We start from the raw sequence: 23,896 nt of genomic DNA, 5'->3' as shown, positions 1-23,896 counted from the left end.
TCGCAGCACGCTGCGCATTACATCATGACTACGTCAAACTGCTCCTGATTATAGAGCGGCTCGATTTGCACTTTTACCTGCTTGCCGACAAAGATTTCCACCTCGGCCAGCGCGTGCGACTCTTCGCCTTTCAGGGTTTCCGCTACCGCAGGTGAAGCATAGACCAGGAAGCGATCGGAATCGTAGGCATGGTGGACGCGAACAATCTCGCGCATGATCTCATAGCACACGGTTTCCACGGTTTTCACCGTTCCCCGGCCATGACAGGTGGGACATTCGTTGCACAGGACGTGCTCCACGCTCTCGCGCGTGCGTTTGCGGGTCATCTCTACCAGCCCAAGCTGGGAAAAACCGTTAATACTGGTTTTTACCCGATCTTTGCTCAACGCCTGCTCCAGCGAATGCAGCACGCGGCGGCGGTGATCCTCATTATTCATATCAATAAAATCAATAATGATAATGCCGCCAAGGTTACGTAACCGTAGCTGGCGGGCGATCGCCTGAGTGGCTTCAATATTGGTGTTGAAGATGGTGTCATCAAGGTTGCGATGGCCGACAAATGCGCCGGTATTAATATCGACAGTGGTCATCGCTTCGGTTTGATCGATGATCAGATAGCCGCCCGATTTCAGTTCAACCTTACGCTCCAGCGCGCGCTGAATTTCGTTTTCCACATCGTAGAGATCGAAGATCGGCTGGCGGCCGCTGTAATGTTCCAGTTTGCTGGTCATTTCCGGAATGTATTCGGCCGTGAATTCAAGCAGTGCCTCAAAAGTCAGCCGTGAATCAACGCGGATACGATCCAGATGCGCGTCGGCAAAATCGCGCAGTACGCGCTGCGCCAGCGCCAGTTCTCCGTAGAGCTTGCAGCGCGTCTGCTGGCGCTTCTTGCGCTCCATCACTTTCGTCCAGACACGCTTCAGATAAGCGGCATCAGACGCGAGATCCTCTTCGCACACGCCTTCGGCGGCAGTACGAATAATAAAACCGCCCTGCTCATCGCAGTAGCTGGCCACTACCTGCTTCAGGCGCTCACGCTCGGCTTCACTTTCAATACGCTGGGAAACGCCAACATGCGCCGCACCCGGCATAAACACCAGATAGCGGGACGGCAGCGTAATATCTGTGGTAAGGCGCGCGCCTTTGGTACCGAGAGGATCTTTGACCACCTGCACCATCAGATCCTGCCCCTGGCGAACCAGTTCAGAGATATCGCGAACGGTGAAGTTTTTCTGTTCTTCTCCGGCGACGCATTCGGTGTGCGGCATAATGTCGGAGGCGTGTAGAAACGCCGCCTTTTCCAGACCAATATCTACAAAAGCCGCCTGCATACCCGGAAGTACCCTGCTGACCCGACCTTTGTAGATATTGCCTACTATCCCGCGCCGTGCTTCGCGCTCGATGTGAATTTCCTGAAGAATACCGCCGTCAATATAGGCGACGCGTGTTTCCGATGGTGTAACGTTGACCAACAATTCAGCCGTCATGATTATCTCTTCCTTCACGCAGTGCGTTAAAATTGCTCAGCAATTCCCAGGTTTCCACCAGCGGTAAACCCACAACGGCATGATAACTACCGTTAATTTTCCTGACGAAACACCCACCCAGCCCCTGAATGCCGTACGCGCCGGCTTTATCCAGCGGTTCTTTGCTTTCGACGTAGGCGGCAATATCCTTTTCTGATAACACTCTGAAGGTCACTTCTGTTTCTACCAGACAATCGAGCAGGTGCTGGCGATCGGCCAACGCCACAGCAGTCATGACCTGGTGTGTTTGCCCGGAAAGCAGACGTAACATACTGGCAGCATGCGAGGAGTCTTTCGGTTTTTCAAGCACTTCACCATTAAATATCACAATCGTGTCCGCGCCTAACACCGGCAGATCGCGCGGTGCCATCGCTACGCCCGCCAGTGCCTTCTCACGCGCAAGGCGCAGAACGTACTGCCGCGCGCTCTCTTGCGGCTGGCGTTGTTCTTCAATTCCCGGAACGATACGTTCGAAAGCCACACCCAATTGGGTGAGCAGTTCCTGACGACGGGGGGAGCCGGAAGCGAGCCAGATATCTGTCATAACAACCTTTATTGCACCGCAAACTGCTGGCGGATCTTACGCATTAACAGGAAGAGCCACGGCCAGAGCACGCCATTTACGAGGCTGCTCCAGAAAATGTCGGGCTTGAACGAAACGTTGATGACCAGGAACTCAGCCCAGAAAACAATCACTTCGGTCGCCAGCGACAACAACATTACCACCAGCGCCTGTTGCCAGAGCGCCAGATTACGGAATAACTGAAATTTCAGTGCAACCAGATAGGCGACAATGCTTAATGACAACGCACGAACGCCAAGGGTGGATCCGCTAATAAGATCCAGTATGGCACCCATAGCGAAACCCGTACCGACATTTACGCGGTGCGGGAGCGCCAGGATCCAGTAAAGCAGAATAAGCAGAACCCAGTTTGGCCGGTAAACAAGAATGTCATCCGGCCAGGGCATGATTTGAAGCAACAGAGCAATGAAAAACGAGAGCCAGATAACCCAGCGCCCCTGGCTACGGTAACTTGCCACTATTGCCCTCCCGGAGAGAGTTGCGGCGGCGGCTGTGTAATACCGGTTGCCGGAGCAGGCATCGGCGCAGGCGGCCCCATCACATCAGGTGAAGGCAGAACCTGCGGCATCATTTGCAGCAGACGTTCATTCGCCACACGGTGCACATCTTCCGGCGTCCGTGGATTGGTGCCGTTACGATCCGCCCCCCACAGCAGCAACAGATAACGTAAACGTTGCAGGCCTGCCGTCGGACGCGCCTGAATCACCGTGTACGCACGCTGCGTATCCAGTTTCACCGATGAAACAACAGCAACCGGATATCCTTCAGGGAAACGACCGCCAAGACCGGAGGTAACCAGCACATCGCCCACGCGAATATCGGTGTTCGCGGGCAGGTGTTCCAGTTGCAGATCATCGGTACAGCCGTTACCGGCGGCAATTACGCGGATGTCGTTACGCAGAACCTGAATCGGCAGCGCATGCGTCGCATCGCAAATCAGCAGCACGCGGCTGGTCAGTTTCGCCACCGCGACTACCTGACCGACGACGCCTTTGTCGCTGATCACTGGTTGGCCTTCGTAAACGCCGTTCGCGCTGCCTTTGTCGATCACCACCTGATCGCTGTACGGATCGTTCACCGTCGAGATCACCTGGGTCACCATTTTCTGCTCATCCTGACGCAGCGGCGATCCCAGCAGTTCACGCAGGCGCGCATTCTCCTGTTTGTACTGCCCTAACATCAGCAGTTCGCTGTTTTTCAGCAGCAGTTCCTGACGCAATGCCCGGTTTTCAAGCTCGAGTTGATCGCGCGATGCCAGCGTTTGTGACACGCTGTCGAGTAATTCACGGGGACCGTTGGAAATAAAATAGAAGGGACTGACGGCAGTATCCATGTACGTTCTGATCTGGCTGAACGTACCGAGGCGGCTGTCGGCGATGATGACTCCAAGCGCCACCAAAACCGCCAGAAAAAGGCGAATCTGTAGCGACGGGCCACGGCTAAAAATTGGCTTCATAGGCTTTGCGTATTCTCAGGCCAGACAGAACCGGAGCGGAATATCACTCCGGTTCTGACGCGGACTATTCTTCGCTGAACAAGTCGCCGCCGTGCATGTCGATCATTTCCAGCGCCTTGCCGCCACCACGCGCTACACAGGTCAGTGGATCTTCTGCAACCACAACAGGAATACCGGTCTCTTCCATCAGCAGGCGATCGAGGTTACGCAGCAGCGCGCCACCACCGGTCAATACCATGCCGCGTTCGGAGATGTCGGAAGCCAGTTCCGGCGGGCACTGTTCCAGGGCAACCATCACGGCGCTGACGATACCGGTCAGCGGTTCCTGCAGCGCTTCGAGGATTTCGTTAGAATTCAGAGTAAAGCCGCGCGGTACGCCTTCAGCCAGGTTACGACCACGCACTTCGATTTCACGCACTTCGTCGCCCGGGTAAGCGGAGCCGATTTCGTGTTTGATACGTTCAGCGGTCGCTTCACCAATCAGGGAGCCGTAGTTACGACGGACATAATTAATGATCGCTTCGTCGAAGCGATCGCCGCCAATACGCACAGAAGAGGAGTAAACCACGCCGTTAAGAGAGATAACCGCAACTTCCGTGGTACCACCACCGATATCCACAACCATAGAGCCGGTCGCTTCAGATACCGGCAAGCCTGCGCCGATTGCGGCCGCCATCGGTTCTTCAATCAGGAACACTTCACGCGCGCCTGCGCCCTGTGCGGATTCACGAATCGCGCGGCGTTCAACCTGGGTCGCGCCAACCGGCACACAAACCAGCACACGCGGGCTTGGACGCATAAAACTGTTGCTGTGCACTTGTTTAATAAAGTGCTGCAACATTTTTTCGGTCACGAAGAAGTCAGCAATAACGCCATCTTTCATCGGGCGAATCGCTGCGATGTTGCCCGGTGTACGCCCAAGCATCTGTTTCGCTTCATGACCTACTGCGGCCACACTTTTCGGTGAACCGGCACGATCCTGACGAATGGCCACCACGGACGGCTCATTCAATACGATGCCTTGTCCTTTTACATAAATCAGGGTATTCGCGGTACCCAGGTCAATGGACAGGTCATTGGAAAACATGCCACGAAATTTTTTCAACATACTAAGGGATAATCCTGAAAGCTGGGGCGGATACAAAATCCGCTTACTTTACCAACCACACGCAGCAGCGACAAGGCGTAAGAATCATCTGCTACGGTGAAAATTAGTGCAGTTTGTTTCCTTTGTTGCAAAACGACACGACTTCAGCCGGAAGCAGAAAAAACTCTTCTGTTCCAGCGTATTGCTTTTGCGTTATTTCAAAGGTCAAACCGGCTTTGTATTACTGTCACAATCCGGCGGGCAGGCAAGCACACCCCCAAAAATGGCAGCGCGCATTATTCTACGTGAAAACGACTCAAACAGCAGTTCAAACCGAGTATCTTTGCGAATATTTTTTCACATTGGTATCGAGCGGTTGAGAAGACGCGAAAAAATCGCCCTGTCCCCCGACAACGCCCCGATCCACCAGCGTCTGCCATTCAGCCCGCGCGCGAACGCCTGTCGCGAAAACGCGTGTCCGTGTGCCTTTGCACGCCTCCACAAGACTCTGAACCAGCAACTGATTTTCGGTACGCTTTTCAATGTTCCTGACCAGTCCCGGATGCAGCTTTAATAACTCCACATCCAACACTTTAATCCAACTGGTGCTCACCAACGTCAGACCCGCCTGCACCACCGCTACGCGCGCGCCCAGAGCGTTAATTAATCGCACCACCGACTGTAACCGGCTGATATGTTGACAAACATCAGCCTCAGCAAGTTCAAAAATAATCCGTTTGCGTTGAGATTTTTCGCATTCCATTAATGTGTCGCGTAGCCAGCGCTGAAAACGCGGGCGTACCAGAGACTGAACTGTCACCTGCATCGCCAAATTCTCTTCCGGCCAGAAACCCAGGAAGGGAATAAGACGGGTGATCTGCTGGCGGTCATACTCTTCAGAGAGACCAAACTGGAGCACCATCGGCATATATTCTTCGGCGATCACTTCTTGTTCACCGTCGAAAATACGACACATCAGCTCCCGGTGATGCACCAGTCCATCGCGATTAACCGCGGGTTTCTGATAAACGCGCGGCCCGCCCCGGCTCAGCATCTGCTCTATCAGCGTCCGCCAGCGCACATTGCCACGCCCTTGCTCGGGCAATGAATCATCATAAACCGACCAGCTGTTACCGCCCTGCAATACCGCATTACGCGCCGCAGCTTCCGCATGCTCCATCACTTGTTCCGTTGACTGGCCGCTACGCCATGCACAAACGCCAATGTGCATAATATCTTCGCGGTTCTGCGCCTTATTGTGCGGCAGCCCATCGACAGATTTCAGGATCTGCCCGGCGATACTTTCCGCTTCCTTTAATGTCCGGTGCGGCAACAGCACGGCAAAATCGCTGCGGTGATAACGTGCGAGCAGCGCGCCAGGGTAACGCATAATAAAAGTAGAAAGTAAGTTGATGAGGGTGAAGAAATACTCTTCCGCCGCCGTAGTCAGCCCCCAGCTTTCGCGCATAAGATCAAAATCCGGCAGGCGGATCATCATCACCACGCCGTGCGAACCGACTTTTTCCTGATCTTCCAGCAGTGTCGCCAGTTGATTATCAAAAAACAGACGGTTATTCAGGCCGGTACGCGTATCTTGCGCCGCATAAGAGCGGATCAGCGTATCCATCCGGCTGCGCTGATCGCTGGCAAACTGGATATCGGTCAGCAGCACATCCAGCGCACTGCTGGTGCGTGATGGCCACTCGTAGATGCTGCCGCGAACCTGCGGGCCTCGCTCACCATTAAGGATCCGCGTCGCTCGCCCTTCCAGCAGTTCTTGTCCGGAAAGCTGACGACGCAGCCAGCGCACAGCAAGAAAGATAATGACGATCATAAAACCGATCGCGAGAGTCAGCGGCGCCGTATTGACCAGCGAACGAAAGTAGTTGGCCATCGGATCCTGGTAGATAAGCGAAATCGTGAGGCCGGGGTTTTTCAGCCCCGAAACGGACAGTTCACGGGTCTGCAAACTACTGCCTGCCGGACGGTAGCTACCATTGCGCGCATAGCTGAGCAGGGTTTTCTTCCCCTGCTTGATCTCAACTTTAATGATATCCAGCGGCACCATCAGCTCATCAAGCTGAGGCGAAAGCTGGTTGACAGGTGTAGAAATCAGTCGGGTATCCACAACCGCTGCGACCGCCGCCACGCGATTAGCCACCTTGTTTTGTATGGCATTATAAAAGCTCAGTGAGCAGCCGATCAGCGTGACGAAAATCGCCAACGCGGTCAGCAGTGTCACAAAAGCGGAAAATTTCGTCGTTAATCGCATCCCTGTGTTAACTCCGTTGTATTAAAGAACAAGACGATATCGACCCGGAGCTTGTTAAAAAGTAAGCACTAACTTTCAAATCTAACCGCGATATGGAATAGTCAGGAGTAAAGTTAGAAAAATCCGAGGCCGTTTTTACCCCTGCGAGTATAGTCCTCATAAATATTTTTCCAATCAGCAATCATATGGATGATTGTTTCGGCAAATGATCCCAATGTTTGGTAACACACTCCCACTCGCGCTATCGCATCGCTTACACCATGCTTATTAACAAAATTCGCGGAGGATGCAATGAAGAAAAAACTGACTGAAGCCGACGTAACCGCTGAATCCGTATTTATGTTACAGCGCCGTCAGGTGCTAAAAATGCTCGGTATTGGCGCGACAACGCTAAGTTTGTCGCCGATGGCGCAAGCGGATCTGCTGGATTGGTTTAAAGGTCATGACCGTCCGAAAGCGCCAGCAGGAAAACCCCTCGACTTCAGCCAGCCGGCGCAGTGGCAAGCCAAGCTTGAGTTGACACCGGAAGATAAAGTTACTGGCTACAATAACTTTTATGAATTTGGCCTGGATAAAGCCGATCCCGCCGCTAACGCCGGGGGGATGAAAACCGATCCCTGGACACTGACCATTGATGGTGAAGTGGCGAAACCATTAACCCTCGATCATGCTGCGCTGACGTCGCGCTTCCCGCTGGAAGAGCGCATTTACCGCATGCGCTGCGTCGAGGCGTGGTCAATGGTCGTGCCGTGGATTGGTTTCCCGCTGCATAAGCTGCTGGCGCTGGTCGAACCCACCAGCAACGCCAAGTATGTCGCTTTCGAAACCCGTTACGCGCCGGAGGAGATGCCGGGGCAAAAAGATCGGTTTATCGGCGGCGGGTTGAAATACCCCTATGTCGAAGCACTCCGTATAGATGAAGCAATGCATCCGTTAACGCTGCTGACGGTGGGTGTCTACGGCAAAGCGCTACCGCCGCAAAATGGCGCGCCGATTCGGCTGACCGTACCGTGGAAGTACGGTTTTAAAGGCATTAAATCGATTGTCAGCATTAAGCTCACCAGTAAACGGCCCCCCACCACGTGGAACCTCGCCGCGCCGGACGAATATGGTTTTTACGCTAACGTGAATCCACATGTGGATCACCCGCGCTGGTCGCAGGCAACGGAGCGCTTTATTGGTTCCGGCGGCGCGCTGGATGTAAAACGCCAGCCAACATTACTGTTTAACGGCTACGCTGAGGAAGTGGCTTCGCTTTATCACGGGCTGGATCTACGGGAGAATTTTTAAGTGCGTTTAACGGCAAAACAGGTTACCTGGCTTAAAGTCGCGTTACATCTTGCGGGACTACTGCCTTTTCTCTGGCTGTTCTGGGCGGCAAATCAGGGCTACTTCAGCGCCGATCCAGCGAAAGATATTCAGCATTTTACCGGCAGAATGGCGCTGAAATTCCTGCTGGCGACGCTATTGGTGACACCGCTGGCGCGCTATGCAAAACAACCTTTATTGATCCGCACGCGGCGACTGCTCGGGCTGTGGTGTTTTGCCTGGGCGACGCTTCATTTGACCAGCTATACGTTGCTGGAGCTGGGCATCAATAATCTGGCGCTGCTCGGCCAGGAGCTGACCACGCGTCCTTATTTAACGCTGGGAGCCGTAAGCTGGCTGATCTTGCTGGCGCTGGCGGCCACATCAACGCAGTGGGCGCAGCGCAAAATGGGCAAGCGCTGGCAACAATTACATAACTTCGTCTATCTGGTGGCGATCCTCGCTCCGATTCACTATCTCTGGTCCGTAAAGATTCTTTCCCCGCAACCGCTCCTGTACGCCGCTGCCGCGATCGCGCTTTTAGCATGGCGTTACAAGAAGTTCCGCCAATGGTGGCGTTAATGCAGCAATCTGTGCAGTTTCCCGCAAATCTATTATCATCCGCGTCCATATGTTAGCCGGGTGGTTAATAATCTTCCCTGATAAGACCAGTATTTAGCTGCCAAATGCTACGAAATCGTTATAATGTGCGACCTTGGTTTTCACGGCAGGGTTTTCGGACTTTAACAACGTGACAACCACGCAACGAAGGTATATTTTGTTTTTTACCGGAAAATTGCAGGAGATAGCAGCACAATGGCGGACAAATTGCGTATTTTGCTTTTGAACGGCCCCAATCTGAATATGCTGGGAACCCGTGAACCAAAAACCTATGGTTCGCTTACCCTGCAGCAGATTGTTAACCGTTTAACAAATGAAGCGGAAGCGCTAAACGTCACGCTCACGCATTTTCAGTCGAACGCCGAGTTTGCGTTGATCGACCGTATTCATCAGGCAAAAGACACTGCGGACTTCATCCTGATCAATCCGGCCGCTTTTACGCATACCAGCGTCGCGATTCGTGATGCGCTGCTGGCGGTGGATATCCCGTTTATCGAGATCCATCTGAGTAATGTCCATGCGCGCGAGCCATTCAGACATCACTCTTATCTCTCCGATATCGCTGTCGGCGTTATCTGTGGATTAGGCGCCGATGGTTATACATACGCTTTACAGACGGCGGTAAAACGCCTGTCACAAACACACTAAACAAGAGTACGGAACCCACTCATGGATATTCGTAAGATTAAAAAACTGATCGAGCTGGTTGAAGAATCAGGCATCTCCGAACTGGAAATTTCTGAAGGCGAAGAGTCTGTTCGCATCAGTCGCAGCGCGCCGAATGTCGGCTATCCGATGATGCAGCAGGCTTATGCTGCGCCGGTAGCTCAGCCTATGGCAGCCGCTGTCGCACCAGCCGCAACCGCTACGGAAGCACCTGCCGCAGCAGAAATCAGTGGCCACATCGTACGTTCCCCGATGGTTGGAACCTTCTATCGCACCCCGAGCCCGGACGCGAAAGCGTTTATCGAAATCGGCCAGAAAGTCAACGTGGGCGACACCCTGTGCATCGTTGAAGCCATGAAAATGATGAACCAGATCGAAGCGGATAAAGCAGGCGTGGTGAAAGCCATTCTGGTGGAAAGTGGCCAACCGGTTGAATTTGACGAGCCGCTGGTCGTCATCGAGTAACGAGGCGCACATGCTGGATAAAATTGTTATCGCTAACCGCGGCGAGATCGCACTGCGTATTCTTCGTGCCTGCAAAGAGCTGGGCATCAAGACTGTCGCCGTGCACTCCACTGCGGATCGCGATTTAAAACACGTACTGCTGGCGGACGAAACGGTCTGTATCGGTCCGGCACCGTCCGTGAAAAGCTATCTGAATATCCCGGCGATCATCTCTGCTGCCGAAATCACCGGCGCAGTGGCGATTCACCCGGGTTACGGCTTCCTTTCAGAGAACGCCAACTTTGCTGAGCAGGTTGAACGCTCCGGCTTTATCTTTATCGGCCCGAAAGCCGACACCATTCGCCTGATGGGCGACAAAGTGTCCGCGATTACCGCCATGAAGAAAGCCGGCGTACCGACCGTTCCGGGTTCTGACGGCCCACTGGGCGATGATAATGACGCTAACCGCGCGCATGCCAAACGCATCGGTTATCCGGTCATTATCAAAGCCTCCGGCGGCGGCGGCGGTCGCGGTATGCGCGTTGTGCGCAAAGATGCCGACCTGGCGCAGTCCATCGCCATGACCCGTGCGGAAGCGAAAGCCGCTTTCAACAACGACATGGTGTACATGGAAAAATACCTGGAAAATCCTCGCCACGTCGAGATCCAGGTGCTGGCAGACGGCCAGGGCAACGCCATCTATCTGGCCGAGCGCGACTGCTCCATGCAGCGCCGCCACCAGAAAGTGGTCGAAGAAGCACCGGCGCCGGGCATTACCCCGGAACTGCGTCGCTATATCGGCGAACGCTGCGCCAAAGCCTGTGTCGATATCGGTTATCGCGGAGCGGGTACGTTCGAGTTCCTGTTTGAAAACGGCGAGTTCTACTTCATTGAAATGAACACCCGTATTCAGGTTGAGCACCCGGTTACTGAGATGATCACCGGTGTTGACCTGATCAAAGAACAGCTGCGCATTGCTGCCGGTCAGCCGCTCTCCATCAAGCAGGATGAAGTTGTGGTCAGAGGCCATGCGGTGGAATGCCGTATTAACGCCGAAGATCCGAACACCTTCCTGCCAAGCCCGGGTAAAATTACGCGCTTCCACGCGCCGGGTGGTTTTGGCGTTCGCTGGGAATCGCACATCTACGCTGGCTATACCGTGCCGCCGTATTACGATTCCATGATCGGCAAACTGATCTGCTACGGCGAGAGCCGCGATGTGGCGATTGCGCGCATGAAGAATGCACTGCAGGAGCTGATTATCGACGGTATCAAAACCAACGTGGAGTTGCAGACCCGCATCATGAACGACGAGAATTTCCAGCACGGTGGCACCAATATCCACTACCTGGAGAAAAAACTCGGCTTGCAGGAAAAATAATCTGCAATCATCGCAAAGGGCCGGATTTTCCGGCCTTTTTTCTTTTTCTCTCCCCTCATCTTTTCCATAGGGTACAATCCCCGCTTTCTTCATCCACAAGGGAAAAAAATGGACAACCGTTTTGTTCAGGCCCACAAAGAAGCCCGCTGGGCACTGTGGCTGACCCTTCTCTATCTTGCTGCATGGTTAGTGTGCGCTTACCTACCTGGTACGGAGCAGGGATTTACCGGGCTGCCGCGCTGGTTTGAGCTGGCCTGCCTGTTGACGCCGCTGGTCTTTGTGTTGCTGTGCTGGGCCATGGTGCGCTTTATCTTCCGTGATATTCCGCTGGAGGATAACGATGCAGAGTGAAATTATCGCCGTACTGGTTATCTACCTGATCGTAGTATTCGGTCTCTCCTTTTATGCTATGCGCCAGCGCAGCAAAGGCACGTTCCTGAGTGAATACTTCCTCGGCAGTCGTTCGATGGGCGGTTTTGTGCTGGCTATGACGCTGACGGCAACCTATGTCAGCGCCAGTTCATTTATCGGCGGACCGGGCGCAGCCTATAAATTTGGCCTCGGCTGGGTGTTGCTGGCGATGATCCAGGTGCCAACCATCTGGCTCTCTTTGGGTATCCTCGGCAAAAAGTTCGCTATCCTGGCGCGCCGTTACAATGCGATTACCCTGAACGACATGCTGATGGCGCGCTACCAGAACCGTGCGGTTGTGTGGATCGCCAGCCTTAGCCTGCTGGTTGCCTTTGTCGGCGCCATCGCCGTGCAATTTATCGGCGGCGCGCGTCTGCTGGAAACCGCCGCCGGGATCAAGTACGAATCCGGCCTGCTGATCTTTGGCATCACCATTGCGCTATACACCGCATTTGGCGGTTTTCGCGCCAGCGTACTCAACGATACGATGCAAGGGATGGTGATGTTGATTGGCACGCTGGTGCTGCTCGTCGGCGTGATCCATGCCGCTGGCGGGCTGCACAGTGCGGTAGAAACGCTGCAACAGATCGATCCACAACTGGTAAGCCCGCACGGCGCCCACGATATCCTTTCGCCTGCATTTATGACCTCATTCTGGGTGCTGGTCTGTTTTGGTGTTATTGGCTTGCCGCACACCGCCGTTCGCTGTATTTCCTATAAAGACAGCAAATCGGTTCATCGCGGCATTATTATCGGCACTATTGTCATCGCGCTGTTAATGCTGGGAATGCATCTCGCTGGCGCACTCGGCCGCGCCGTGTTACCGCATCTTTCGGTACCCGATCAGGTGATCCCGACACTGATGGTCGAGGTCTTACCGCCCTGGGCTGCCGGGTTGTTTCTTGCTGCGCCAATGGCCGCGATCATGTCGAACGTCAATGCGCATTTGTTGCAGGCTTCGGCCACAATCATCAAAGATCTGTGGTTAAGCGCCCAGCCGACTAAAATTCGTCATGAACCGCGTTTAAAACGCATCTCCACCGTGACAACCCTGATACTCGGCGTACTGATGATGCTGGCGGCATGGCGTCCACCAGAGATGATTATCTGGTTAAACCTGCTGGCGTTTGGCGGTCTGGAAGCGGTATTCCTGTGGCCGCTGGTTTTGGGGTTGTACTGGGAGCGGGCGAATGCTGCTGGCGCATTGAGCGCCATGGTCACGGGCGGCGTACTGTATGCCGTTCTCGCCACGTTTAATATTCAGTACCTGGGCTTTCATCCGATTGTGCCTTCGTTGCTGTTAAGTTTGCTGGCCTTCGTCGTCGGGAACCGTTTTGGTCAACCGGCGCCGCAGGCTCCGACTGTTTCTGTTAATGAATAAAGAGTTACGACATGCCATGGATCCAACTGAAACTGAACACCACCGGCGCAAATGCTGAAGATCTGAGCGATGCTTTGATGGAAGCGGGTGCGGTATCCATCACGTTCCAGGATACGCACGACACGCCCGTGTTTGAACCATTGCCGGGCGAAACTCGCTTGTGGGGCGATACCGACGTTATCGGCCTGTTTGACGCCGAAACAGAGATGGCCGATGTGGTCGCCCAGCTTGCGCTGCACCCACTGCTGGGTGAAGGCTTCGCCCATAAAATCGAGCAGCTGGAAGATAAAGACTGGGAACGCGAATGGATGGATAACTTCCACCCGATGCGCTTTGGCGAGCGGCTATGGATCTGCCCAAGCTGGCGCGATGTACCGGACGAAAACGCGGTCAACGTGATGCTCGATCCGGGCCTGGCATTCGGCACCGGCACCCATCCAACGACGGCGCTGTGCCTGCAATGGCTGGACAGCCTCGATCTGAGCGGCAAGACAGTGATCGACTTTGGCTGCGGTTCGGGGATCCTGGCGATCGCGGCGCTGAAACTGGGCGCTGCAAAGGCGATCGGCATTGATATCGATCCGCAGGCGATCCAGGCAAGCCGCGACAACGCCGAACGTAACGGCGTCTCCGATCGTCTGGATCTCTATCTGCCCAATGACCAGCCAGAGGTGATGAAAGCGGATGTCGTGGTCGCTAATATCCTGGCTGGCCCTCTGCGCGAACTGGCGCCATTAATCAGCGTACTGCCCGTAGAGGGCGGCCTGCTGGGGCTTTCTGGTATCCTCGCCAGCCAGGCGGAAAGCGTCTGCGAGGCTTACGCCGATCTCTTCACGCTCGATCCGGTGGTCGAGAAAGAGGAGTGGTGCCGTATCACTGGCCAGAAGAAATAGGACTTAAGCGTGGCCTGCGGGCCACGTTTTTTATCTCCCCTCGCCTTTATCTGTCGTCAAAACATCCTTTGACAATTTTCCCATCGCAATCCGGACGCTTTTCACGCTCATCATCGCCGCTAAAGCCGATGTGTGGCGGCCTGGCCACGAAAAAACATCGGCATAAAAATGCGAGCAGGTTCGCAAAATCCGCTTTTTTCTGCTGTAAAAAACAGCAATTCTGCCGCTGATGGCCTGGTAAAAAACGATAACTCGCGCGAATTTATTAGTTACGTGAAATTTTTATCTTAATCATAACGCCATGAAATATATAATTTAATTCCAGAATCACTCTGGCGGACTGGCGATTCCTTGATCTACAACAGAGGATTGCTCAAAGTTTGGCCTTTCATCTCGTGCAAAAAATGCGTAATATACGCCGCCTTGCAGTCACAGTATGGTCATTTCTTAACTCATGCGTATCGGACATCACCAGCTCAGAAATCGCCTGATCGCAGCGCCCATGGCTGGCATTACTGACAGACCATTCCGGACGTTGTGCTACGAGATGGGAGCAGGTTTGACCGTATCCGAGATGATGTCGTCTAACCCGCAAGTGTGGGAAAGCGACAAATCCCGACTGCGGATGGTGCACATTGATGAACCCGGTATTCGCACCGTGCAAATTGCAGGGAGCGATCCGGATGAAATGGCGGAAGCCGCACGCATTAACGTGGAAAGCGGCGCCCAGATTATTGATATCAATATGGGTTGCCCGGCGAAAAAGGTGAATCGCAAGCTGGCAGGCTCGGCTCTGTTGCAGTACCCGGATCTGGTGAAGTCTATCCTGACCTCGGTAGTGAATGCAGTAGATGTGCCTGTTACGCTGAAGATTCGCACAGGCTGGGCTCCGGAACACCGTAACTGCGTAGAAATTGCCCAACTGGCTGAAGAATGTGGTATTCAGGCTCTGACCATTCATGGACGCACCCGCGCCTGTTTGTTCAACGGAGAAGCTGAGTACAACAGTATTCGGGCAGTTAAGCAGAAAGTTTCCATTCCGGTTATCGCGAATGGCGACATTACTGACCCGCTAAAAGCCAGAGCTGTGCTCGACTATACAGGGGCGGATGCCCTGATGATAGGCCGCGCAGCTCAGGGAAGACCCTGGATCTTCCGGGAAATCCAGCACTATCTGGACACTGGGGAGCTGCTGGCCCCGCTGCCTTTGGCAGAGGTTAAGCGCTTGCTTTGCGCGCATGTTCGGGAACTGCATGACTTTTATGGCCAGGCAAAAGGTTACCGAATCGCACGTAAACACGTCTCCTGGTATCTTCAGGAGCACGCTCCGAATGACCAGTTTCGGCGCACATTCAACGCCATTGAGGATGCCAGCGAACAGCTGGAGGCGTTGGAGGCATACTTCGAAAATTTTGCGTAAACAGAAATAAAGAGCTGACAGAACTATGTTCGAACAACGCGTAAATTCTGACGTACTGACCGTTTCTACCGTTAACTCTCAGGATCAGGTAACCCAAAAACCGCTCCGTGACTCGGTAAAACAGGCACTGAAGAACTATTTTGCTCAACTGAATGGTCAGGATGTTAATGACCTGTATGAGCTGGTACTGGCTGAAGTAGAACAGCCACTGTTGGACATGGTGATGCAATACACCCGTGGTAATCAGACCCGCGCGGCGCTGATGATGGGCATCAACCGCGGCACGCTGCGTAAAAAACTGAAAAAATACGGCATGAACTGATTCTGAATCAGTAAGTTGTATTGATAAAAAGGCGCTAACCGGCATGGGGAAGCGCCTTTTTTATTGCCTGAAATGACGCTAAAAACGCCGCTTTCCCTCTCTTTGCACGGTTGCGGATTCGTGTATATTTTCAGCCAATGGTTGCAAGAAAGGGAGATACGGAATGATTCGCAAATATTGGTGGCTGGTCGTTTTCGCCCTCTCAATCCTTGCGCTGGATGGCTTAATCATGCACTGGGTGGAGTACATCACCACCGAGGTCGATAAATGCCGCAATATGAATTCCGTCAACCCTCTCAAACTGGTGAATTGCGATAATCTGTAAGTGATTGCTTGTAGCGAAAATTCGCGAACTTGCTGCTATCCCCTGTATATCTCGGGGATTTAAATCATTTTGCGTCATCCTTAGTCGATGATAATGTCTCAGCCCTTTTCGCCCGTACGACCGTAGTAATACGTAACGATCTTAGTGAATGAGTTGATGACATCATGCTGGTTAGCCAATACGACTATATCCTTGTTGTTGTTTCTTTTATTGTCGCCATTCTGGCCTCTTACACCGCCCTGAATATGGCCGGACGCGTCACCTCCAGTAGCGGAACCGCGTCCTGGGTCTGGTTAAGCGGCGGCGGCGTGGCGATGGGGATCGGCATCTGGGCGATGCATTTTATTGGCATGCTGGCGATGAACATTTCGATGAGCATGCTGTATGAACCCTTTCTGACTGCCCTTTCGATGGTTATCGCCATCGGCTCATCACTGTTCGCCCTGTGGCTCGTCAGCGGCTCGCAACTTCATCTCCAGCGCCTGATACCCGGCGCCATTATTATGGGGTTGGGAATTGTCGCTATGCATTACACTGGCATGGCTGCATTACAGGTTTCGCCTGCTATCGTCTGGAATATGAACTGGATCGCGCTGTCGGTGGTGATTGCCCTGGCGGCATCCTTCGCTGCATTGTGGCTCACTTTCCGTCTGCGTCATGAAGGCGCTCAAGTAGCGCTGATGCGCTTTGGCGCGGCGATCCTGATGGGGATTGCCATTGCCGGAATGCACTATACCGGCATGATGGCGGCGCAATTTCCTCCACAGCATGCAACAGGGCACCACGGATTCAACAACAACTGGCTGGTCATTCTGGTCAGTATGATGGCGTTCTCTGTACTCGGTATTACTCTGCTGGTCTCAATGTTCGATGCCCGTTTACAGGTGCGGACTTCCCTGCTGGCGGCTTCACTGGCGGCGGCTAACCGCGAGCTGGCGCGTCTGGCTCTGCATGATACGCTGACCCGTCTGCCAAACCGCGTATTGCTGGAAGACCGCCTTGAACAAGCGATCAATAAAGCCAGGCGCGAAGGATCTTTCTTTGCGCTGATGTTTATGGATCTGGATGGTTTCAAAACCGTAAATGATGCCTGGGGCCATGATGTTGGCGATAAGCTTCTGGTGGCGGTTACCGATCGTCTGAGGCAACCGCTGAAAGGGCAATATACGCTGGCGCGTATCGGCGGCGATGAGTTTGTTCTGCTGGCGGAAGTCAATGCCCCGGATGAAGCAGCAACGCTTGCCAATGCGCTGGTCCGTGCAATCGACAAACCCTTCAACATCGATCCTTACGATGTGATCGTCACGCTGAGTGTCGGGATTGCCCTCTATCCTCACGATGGTAAAAACGAGCGCGAGCTGATGTTTAACGCCGATGCGGCGATGTATCACACCAAACATATGGGGCGTAACGGCTATCACTTCTTCCAGCCTTCAATGAATACGCTGGCGCAAACCCAACTGCAGCTGCTCAATGATTTGTGGTTAGCGCTGGAACGCCAGGAGTTTCGCCTGGTTTACCAGCCGAAATTTAAAGCACCGTCCGGGCCGGTCATTGGTTTTGAAGCCCTATTGCGCTGGCATCATCCTTTTCAGGGGGTTCTGTCGCCGGAGGTGTTTCTTCCGCTGGCGGAGAAAACCGGCCTGATTATTCCGCTAGGTAACTGGGTGGTGGATGAAGCCTGTCGGCAGCTTAGCGAATGGCGCAAACAGGGCCATCTGGAGTGGTCGATTGCCGTTAATCTTTCCACCATGCAATTCGAGCAAAATGGGCTGGTGCAGACCATTTTGGACGCACTGAAAAAGCATGATGTTCCGCCAGAAAAGCTGATTCTTGAGGTGACAGAAACCACCGCTATGAGCAATCCTGATGAGAGCGTACGTGTATTAACCGAGTTAACGAATGCGGGCGTGCAGGCATCGATTGATGATTTCGGCACCGGTTACTCCAGCCTGCTTTATTTGAAGCGTCTACCGGCTTGCGAGTTAAAAATCGATCGCGCCTTTGTTCGGGAACTATGTAAAGAAGGAGAAGATGCCACGATTGTTTCGGCGATCGTCGCGCTGGCCAAAACGCTGAACCTGAAAGTTGTGGCGGAAGGGGTGGAAACGGAAGAACAACAGGCTTTTCTCACTGAACTGGGCTGCAACACGCTGCAAGGTTATTTATTAGGGAAACCAGTAAGTGCGGAATCCATTACCGCTTATGGTAATAAACTTAGCCCGACGGACACCTTTTCCTGAAAATAATTAAGCAGTTAAATCCAGGCGCTTAACGGCGCTTTTATTTTACCTGACCGATAAACTGAATTATTATTCGTATCCAGTTAATTTCACAATGCCGCGCCGGTTGGCCATTAATCAATACGTTGTAGTTGAACAGGCGCTATTTTTATTCTCTGCTTCATCTTTTCTGCATTTTCTATTCCTGAGCGCACTTTTCCCTCCATGATGTTTACACTGCACATACTTTGAGATTATTGCACCAGGGAATCGCCGTTACCGGATGGTAAAATAATCAATATCGACTCAGTAGAGATATCACGGGTATTGATATCGGGAGTTGTGTTTATTCGAGGTAACATTATGAAAAATTTCATCGCTGTAGCATTACTGACAACACTGCTTGCCGGTTGTGCTCATGATTCTCCTTGCGTGCCGGTGTATGACGATCAGGGTCGCCTGGTACATACCAATACCTGCATGAAAGGGACAACTCAGGATAACTGGGAAACTGCCGGAGCGATTGCGGGCGGCGCAGCGGCGCTGGCTGGTCTGACGCTCGGCATCGTGGCATTGACCCGATAAATTAGCAAAAGCGCGGCTTACCGCGCTTTTGCTTTATTGTGGTGCACTCTTTTTCCCGCCAGTAAATGTCCAGCATTTCATATCTGTCGTTATTCAAAAATAAATGATTAACCACCGCGTATTAATATCCTGTTTTTCTATCTCTCCCCTTTCTTCGTGAGCTGATTCACAAACGCAGCCATTCACTATATTGCTTATATTCACCTGCGAAACCTGTCTGTTAATAAAAAGTAATTTCTGTGATTTTTTTGCTCCATTTTGTGGCGCAGGTTGTAGTTTTGCACCACGACGGGGCGCTGGTTTTATTTTTTCCTGTCTACACTCTCAATATTGCGTATACGCCCCTTTCAAACACGTCATTCGCAATATTGGCATTCCCTTTGCTTAAGAGAGAATGGCCATAGCCACAGACAGGTTTCAGGCGTTTCCCGGACGCCTTTATATAACGATAAATTTTTCGCCACACAGGATACATTATGAAAAAGATGATGATCGCCAGCCTGGTCGCTGCCGGTGCGCTGTTTGCTCTTGCAAATCAGGCGCATGCGGGCACAACGCTGGATGCCGTTAAAAAGAAAGGTTTTGTACAATGCGGTATCAGCGACGGCCTGCCTGGCTTCTCCTACGCGGACGCGAGCGGTAAATTCACCGGTATCGACGTAGACGTTTGCCGTGGCGTCGCCGCCGCCGTTTTCGGTGACGACAGCAAAGTGAAATATACCCCGCTGACCGCGAAAGAGCGTTTTACCGCTTTGCAGTCCGGCGAAGTGGATATTCTTTCCCGTAATACCACCTGGACTTCTTCCCGCGACGGCGGCATGGGGCTGTCATTTACTGGCGTAACTTATTACGACGGTATCGGCTTCCTGACCCATAACAAAGCGGGTCTGAAAAGTGCTAAAGAGCTGGATGGCGCAACCGTTTGTATTCAGGCCGGTACCGATACCGAGCTGAACGTGGCGGATTACTTCAAGTCCAACAACATGAAATATACCCCGGTAACCTTCGATCGTTCTGACGAATCGGCAAAAGCGCTGGAGTCAGGCCGTTGCGATACGCTGGCTTCCGACCAGTCTCAGTTGTACGCGCTGCGTATCAAACTGAGCAACCCGACTGAGTGGATCGTCCTGCCGGAAGTGATTTCTAAAGAGCCGCTGGGTCCGGTTGTTCGCCGTGGCGACGACGACTGGTTTGCCATCGTGCGCTGGACGCTGTTCGCGATGCTGAACGCCGAAGAGATGGGCGTTAACTCGAAGAACGTTGATCAGAAAGCCGCAAACCCGGCGACACCGGATATGGCTCACCTGCTCGGCAAAGAAGGCGACTTTGGTAAAGATCTGAAGCTTGATAATAAATGGGCTTACAACATCATCAAGAAAGTCGGTAACTATTCCGAAATCTTTGAACGTAACGTAGGTTCTGAAAGCCCGCTGAAAATCAAACGTGGCCAGAACAACCTCTGGAATAACGGCGGTATCCAGTACGCTCCGCCAGTGCGTTAATTCGCAAGTGCTGTAACGGGCACCACCTCGCGTGGTGCCCAGCCCAGAGTCATGGTTACTGAGGTTTTTGCTATGTCCCATCGCCGCCCAACCGTGAAAGGCTCCTTCTCCCTTTCTAACCCTGCGGTTCGTGCCTGGCTGTTTCAAATCCTTGCGATTGTCGCCGTGGTCGTTATCGCAATCTATTTGGTACACAACACGGTTACTAACCTGAACAATCGCGGGATCACCTCCGGCTTTGCGTTCCTCGATCGCGCCGCTGGTTTCGGAATTGTTCAACACTTGATTGATTATGAGCAGGGCGACACCTATGGCCGTGTGTTCCTTGTCGGTTTACTTAACACCCTGCTGGTCTCGGCATTGTGTATTGTATTCGCCTCTTTCCTCGGCTTCTTCCTTGGTCTGGCGCGCCTGTCGGAAAACTGGTTACTGCGAAAACTGTCGACGATTTATATCGAAACCTTTCGCAATATCCCGCCGCTGCTGCAAATCTTTTTTTGGTACTTTGCCGTACTGCGTAACTTGCCCGGCCCACGCCAGGCGGTTAATGCAATGGATTTGCTGTTTTTAAGCAACCGTGGCCTCTATATTCCTTCGCCACAAATTGGCGAAGGTCTGCTGGCCTTTGCTGCCGCTGTTATCGTGGCAGTGATCATTTCTGTCGGTCTGTTTCGTTTTAATAAAGCCCATCAGATCAAGACCGGTCAGTTGCGTCGTACCTGGCCGGCTGCGCTGGGGTTGATTATTGCGCTACCGCTGCTGACGCACTGGGTTTTCGGCGCAGCATTGCACTGGGAGATTCCGCAACTGCGCGGTTTTAACTTCCAGGGCGGAATGGTGCTGATCCCGGAACTTGCCGCGCTGACGCTTGCGTTATCGGTTTATACCTCAGCGTTTATCGCTGAGATTATCCGTTCAGGCATTCAGTCCGTTCCTCATGGTCAGCATGAGGCCGCGCGTTCTTTGGGGCTGCCGAATCCGGTGACGCTGCGCCAGGTCATCATCCCTCAGGCATTACGCGTCATTATTCCGCCACTGACCAGCCAGTACCTGAACATTGCGAAAAACTCCTCTCTGGCGGCCGCTATCGGCTATCCGGATATGGTGTCACTCTTCGCGGGAACAGTGCTGAATCAGACCGGTCAGGCCATTGAAACCATCGCTATCACTATGTCTGTTTATCTGCTTATCAGTCTGTCGATCTCACTACTGATGAACATTTATAACCGTCGCATTGCACTGATTGAGCGCTAAGGAATTACGATGACAAAAGCTATTCTGTCTCCCTCTGCGCGCCAGACACCTGCAAGAAGCAATGGCGCGGTGTTGTGGGTACGAAAAAATCTGTTCTCCAGTTGGTCTAACTCACTGCTAACGATCGTTTGCCTGTGGCTGATGTGGGAACTGATCCCACCGCTGCTGGAGTGGGCGTTTTTTCAGGCGAACTGGGTGGGCTCAACCCGGGCGGACTGTACAAAAGCGGGTGCCTGTTGGGTATTTATTCATGAGCGTTTTGGCCAGTTTATGTATGGCCTTTACCCGCATGAACAGCGCTGGCGTATTAATCTGGCGCTGATTATCGGCCTGCTCTCGATTGTGCCGATGTTCTGGAAAGCTTTACCAAGTCGTGGCCGCTACATTGCCTGCTGGGCTGTTATCTACCCGATCGTTGTCTGGTGGTTAATGTTTGGCGGCTTTCTGGGACTGGATCGCGTTGAAACCCGCCAGTGGGGCGGTCTGACGTTGACGCTGATTATCGCTTCTGTCGGTATTGCCGGTGCGCTGCCGCTGGGCATTTTACTGGCGCTGGGGCGTCGTTCAAAAATGCCAGTCGTGCGTATTTTGTCAGTAGTGTTTATTGAGTTCTGGCGCGGTGTGCCGCTGATCACCGTTCTGTTTATGTCCTCGGTCATGCTACCGCTGTTTATGTCGGAAGGAACCAGCATTGATAAGCTGATCCGCGCGCTGGTCGGCGTGATCCTGTTCCAGTCTGCTTATGTGGCGGAAGTGGTGCGCGGCGGTTTGCAGGCGCTACCGAAAGGCCAGTACGAAGCCGCGGAATCTCTGGCGCTGGGCTACTGGAAAACGCAGGGGCTGGTGATTCTGCCGCAGGCGCTGAAGCTGGTGATCCCGGGCCTGGTGAACACCATTATTGCGCTGTTTAAAGATACCAGCCTGGTGATCATCATCGGCCTGTTCGATCTTTTCAGCAGCGTGCAGCAGGCTACAGTCGATCCGGCCTGGCTCGGTATGTCGACTGAGGGCTATGTTTTCGCCGCATTAGTTTATTGGGTTTTCTGTTTTAGCATGTCGCGCTACAGCCAGCATCTGGAAAAGCGCTTTAACACCGGGCGTACACCGCACTGAGGAACACCATGAGTAATATGATTATGCAACCTGCCGACGCGATGATTACGCTCGATAATGTGAACAAGTGGTACGGGCAGTTCCATGTCCTGAAAGACATCAATCTGAACGTTAAGCAGGGTGAACGTATTGTACTCTGCGGCCCTTCTGGTTCAGGGAAATCAACGACTATCCGTTGTATCAACCATCTGGAAGAGCATCAGCAGGGCCGTATCGTTGTTGATGGTATCGAACTGAACGAAGATATCCGCAATATTGAAAAGGTTCGCCAGGAAGTGGGCATGGTTTTCCAGCACTTCAATCTGTTTCCGCATCTCACCGTGTTACAGAACTGTACGCTGGCACCAATTTGGGTGCGCAAAATGCCGAAGAAGGAAGCTGAAGCGCTGGCAATGCACTATCTTGAGCGCGTGCGTATTGCCGAGCATGCGCACAAATTCCCCGGACAGATTTCGGGTGGTCAGCAGCAGCGTGTGGCGATTGCCCGCTCGCTCTGCATGAAGCCAAAGATCATGCTATTTGATGAACCCACGTCAGCGCTGGATCCGGAAATGGTGAAAGAAGTGCTGGATACGATGATTGGCCTGGCGCAATCTGGTATGACGATGCTGTGCGTAACCCATGAAATGGGCTTTGCCCGCACCGTCGCTGATCGTGTGATCTTTATGGATCGCGGTGAGATTGTTGAGCAGGCGCCACCTGAAGAGTTCTTTGCGAACCCGAAATCAGAACGTACCCGCGCTTTCCTGTCGCAAGTTATCCACTGATCGTTATCGCCGTATTTCAGGGCCACCTACGGGTGGCCTTTTTTATCGCTCGCGTTCTAATGTTATGGTGTTTTACGAGAGGTCGAGCGCAACGTTCAACATCTCCCCGACGATTTATCCTCATCAGGAGATGATGTTTATGGGTAAACAGCAGATAAAACAAAAGGCCCCGTCTTTCGACAGGGCCTTTTGTTTTGTTTGATGCCTGGCAGTTCCCTACTCTCGCATGGGGAGACCCCACACTACCATCGGCGCTACGGCGTTTCACTTCTGAGTTCGGCATGGGGTCAGGTGGGACCACCGCGCTACTGCCGCCAGGCAAATTCTTTCTAAGTGCCGAACTTTAACCGCTATAAC

Annotated in this window: 23 protein-coding genes and 1 rRNA gene; 17 read left to right on the top strand and 7 right to left on the bottom strand. The window is 53.0% G+C overall.

Annotated features, from left to right (window positions below; all coding sequences use genetic code 11):
- Positions 1-17: 17 nt before the first annotated feature.
- The 6 genes from rng to csrD form a co-directional block, all read right to left on the bottom strand.
- Positions 18-1,487, bottom strand: a complete 1,470-nt coding sequence (gene rng / locus DK872_RS09890) for a ribonuclease G (RefSeq protein ID WP_007369866.1) — start codon at positions 1,485-1,487, stop codon at positions 18-20.
- On the bottom strand, positions 1,477-2,070 hold the full coding sequence (locus DK872_RS09885; RefSeq protein ID WP_007369865.1) for a nucleoside triphosphate pyrophosphatase: 594 nt from the start codon (positions 2,068-2,070) through the stop codon (positions 1,477-1,479). The genes rng and DK872_RS09885 overlap by 11 nt, the downstream gene beginning before the upstream one ends.
- Positions 2,071-2,078: 8 nt before the next feature.
- Positions 2,079-2,567, bottom strand: a complete 489-nt coding sequence (gene mreD, locus DK872_RS09880; protein WP_007369864.1) for a rod shape-determining protein MreD — start codon at positions 2,565-2,567, stop codon at positions 2,079-2,081.
- Positions 2,567-3,565 carry a rod shape-determining protein MreC gene (gene mreC, locus DK872_RS09875; RefSeq protein ID WP_007369863.1) on the bottom strand — a complete coding sequence of 333 codons (999 nt, stop codon included), beginning with the start codon at positions 3,563-3,565 and terminating at the stop codon, positions 2,567-2,569. Before mreC ends, mreD begins: the two co-directional genes overlap by 1 nt.
- 64 nt (positions 3,566-3,629) lie before the next feature.
- Complete coding sequence (gene mreB, locus DK872_RS09870) at positions 3,630-4,673, bottom strand: rod shape-determining protein MreB (protein WP_006818047.1); 1,044 nt, start codon at positions 4,671-4,673, stop codon at positions 3,630-3,632.
- Between the two features lie 307 nt (positions 4,674-4,980).
- Entirely contained in the window at positions 4,981-6,924 is a 1,944-nt protein-coding gene (gene csrD / locus DK872_RS09865; RefSeq protein ID WP_090397658.1) for an RNase E specificity factor CsrD, read from the bottom strand.
- Between the two features lie 291 nt (positions 6,925-7,215).
- Between csrD and msrP the strand changes: the two genes are divergently transcribed.
- From msrP to DK872_RS09780, 17 genes are all read left to right on the top strand, one after another.
- Positions 7,216-8,214: a protein-methionine-sulfoxide reductase catalytic subunit MsrP gene (gene msrP, locus DK872_RS09860; RefSeq protein WP_007369861.1), complete on the top strand. Its 999-nt coding sequence runs from the start codon at positions 7,216-7,218 to the stop codon at positions 8,212-8,214.
- Complete coding sequence (msrQ, locus tag DK872_RS09855; protein ID WP_007369860.1) at positions 8,215-8,814, top strand: protein-methionine-sulfoxide reductase heme-binding subunit MsrQ; 600 nt, start codon at positions 8,215-8,217, stop codon at positions 8,812-8,814. It begins immediately after the preceding gene.
- 234 nt (positions 8,815-9,048) lie between these two features.
- Positions 9,049-9,501, top strand: coding sequence for a type II 3-dehydroquinate dehydratase (gene aroQ, locus DK872_RS09850; RefSeq protein ID WP_007369859.1), 453 nt, complete (start codon positions 9,049-9,051; stop codon positions 9,499-9,501).
- Positions 9,502-9,522: 21 nt separating this feature from the next.
- A complete protein-coding gene (gene accB / locus DK872_RS09845) occupies positions 9,523-9,984 on the top strand; it encodes an acetyl-CoA carboxylase biotin carboxyl carrier protein (RefSeq protein WP_007369858.1) in 462 nt (153 codons plus the stop codon).
- A 10-nt stretch (positions 9,985-9,994) separates the two neighbouring features.
- On the top strand, positions 9,995-11,344 hold the full coding sequence (accC, locus tag DK872_RS09840; RefSeq protein WP_035888007.1) for an acetyl-CoA carboxylase biotin carboxylase subunit: 1,350 nt from the start codon (positions 9,995-9,997) through the stop codon (positions 11,342-11,344).
- 108 nt (positions 11,345-11,452) lie between these two features.
- Positions 11,453-11,695: a YhdT family protein gene (locus DK872_RS09835; protein WP_007369856.1), complete on the top strand. Its 243-nt coding sequence runs from the start codon at positions 11,453-11,455 to the stop codon at positions 11,693-11,695.
- Positions 11,685-13,136 carry a sodium/pantothenate symporter gene (gene panF, locus DK872_RS09830; protein ID WP_072439290.1) on the top strand — a complete coding sequence of 484 codons (1,452 nt, stop codon included), beginning with the start codon at positions 11,685-11,687 and terminating at the stop codon, positions 13,134-13,136. The genes DK872_RS09835 and panF overlap by 11 nt, the downstream gene beginning before the upstream one ends.
- An 11-nt stretch (positions 13,137-13,147) precedes the next feature.
- Positions 13,148-14,029 carry a 50S ribosomal protein L11 methyltransferase gene (gene prmA / locus DK872_RS09825; protein ID WP_007369854.1) on the top strand — a complete coding sequence of 294 codons (882 nt, stop codon included), beginning with the start codon at positions 13,148-13,150 and terminating at the stop codon, positions 14,027-14,029.
- 454 nt (positions 14,030-14,483) lie between these two features.
- Entirely contained in the window at positions 14,484-15,449 is a 966-nt protein-coding gene (gene dusB / locus DK872_RS09820) for a tRNA dihydrouridine synthase DusB (protein ID WP_035888013.1), read from the top strand.
- A gap of 25 nt (positions 15,450-15,474) precedes the next feature.
- Positions 15,475-15,771: a DNA-binding transcriptional regulator Fis gene (gene fis / locus DK872_RS09815; protein ID WP_000462905.1), complete on the top strand. Its 297-nt coding sequence runs from the start codon at positions 15,475-15,477 to the stop codon at positions 15,769-15,771.
- Between the two features lie 163 nt (positions 15,772-15,934).
- A complete protein-coding gene (locus DK872_RS09810; RefSeq protein ID WP_007369851.1) occupies positions 15,935-16,096 on the top strand; it encodes a DUF2556 family protein in 162 nt (53 codons plus the stop codon).
- Between the two features lie 164 nt (positions 16,097-16,260).
- Positions 16,261-18,339: a bifunctional diguanylate cyclase/phosphodiesterase gene (locus DK872_RS09805; protein ID WP_035888015.1), complete on the top strand. Its 2,079-nt coding sequence runs from the start codon at positions 16,261-16,263 to the stop codon at positions 18,337-18,339.
- A gap of 342 nt (positions 18,340-18,681) precedes the next feature.
- Positions 18,682-18,903: a hypothetical protein gene (locus DK872_RS09800; RefSeq protein WP_035888016.1), complete on the top strand. Its 222-nt coding sequence runs from the start codon at positions 18,682-18,684 to the stop codon at positions 18,901-18,903.
- A gap of 476 nt (positions 18,904-19,379) precedes the next feature.
- Complete coding sequence (locus tag DK872_RS09795; RefSeq protein ID WP_007369848.1) at positions 19,380-20,405, top strand: amino acid ABC transporter substrate-binding protein; 1,026 nt, start codon at positions 19,380-19,382, stop codon at positions 20,403-20,405.
- Between the two features lie 72 nt (positions 20,406-20,477).
- A complete protein-coding gene (locus tag DK872_RS09790; RefSeq protein WP_007369847.1) occupies positions 20,478-21,659 on the top strand; it encodes an amino acid ABC transporter permease in 1,182 nt (393 codons plus the stop codon).
- A gap of 9 nt (positions 21,660-21,668) precedes the next feature.
- Positions 21,669-22,772: an amino acid ABC transporter permease gene (locus tag DK872_RS09785; RefSeq protein ID WP_007369846.1), complete on the top strand. Its 1,104-nt coding sequence runs from the start codon at positions 21,669-21,671 to the stop codon at positions 22,770-22,772.
- Between the two features lie 8 nt (positions 22,773-22,780).
- On the top strand, positions 22,781-23,539 hold the full coding sequence (locus DK872_RS09780) for an amino acid ABC transporter ATP-binding protein (protein WP_007369845.1): 759 nt from the start codon (positions 22,781-22,783) through the stop codon (positions 23,537-23,539).
- A 203-nt stretch (positions 23,540-23,742) separates the two neighbouring features.
- On the opposite strand, the gene rrf is transcribed toward DK872_RS09780, so the two are convergent.
- Positions 23,743-23,858 (bottom strand): 5S ribosomal RNA (rrf, locus tag DK872_RS09775).
- Positions 23,859-23,896: the final 38 nt, after the last annotated feature.

Source organism: Kosakonia sp. MH5 (assembly GCF_009935945.1).
Lineage (GTDB): Bacteria > Pseudomonadota > Gammaproteobacteria > Enterobacterales > Enterobacteriaceae > Kosakonia > Kosakonia radicincitans.
The sequence above is the reverse complement of the archived record's forward strand: the minus strand, read 5'-3'. Positions and strand labels throughout refer to the sequence as shown.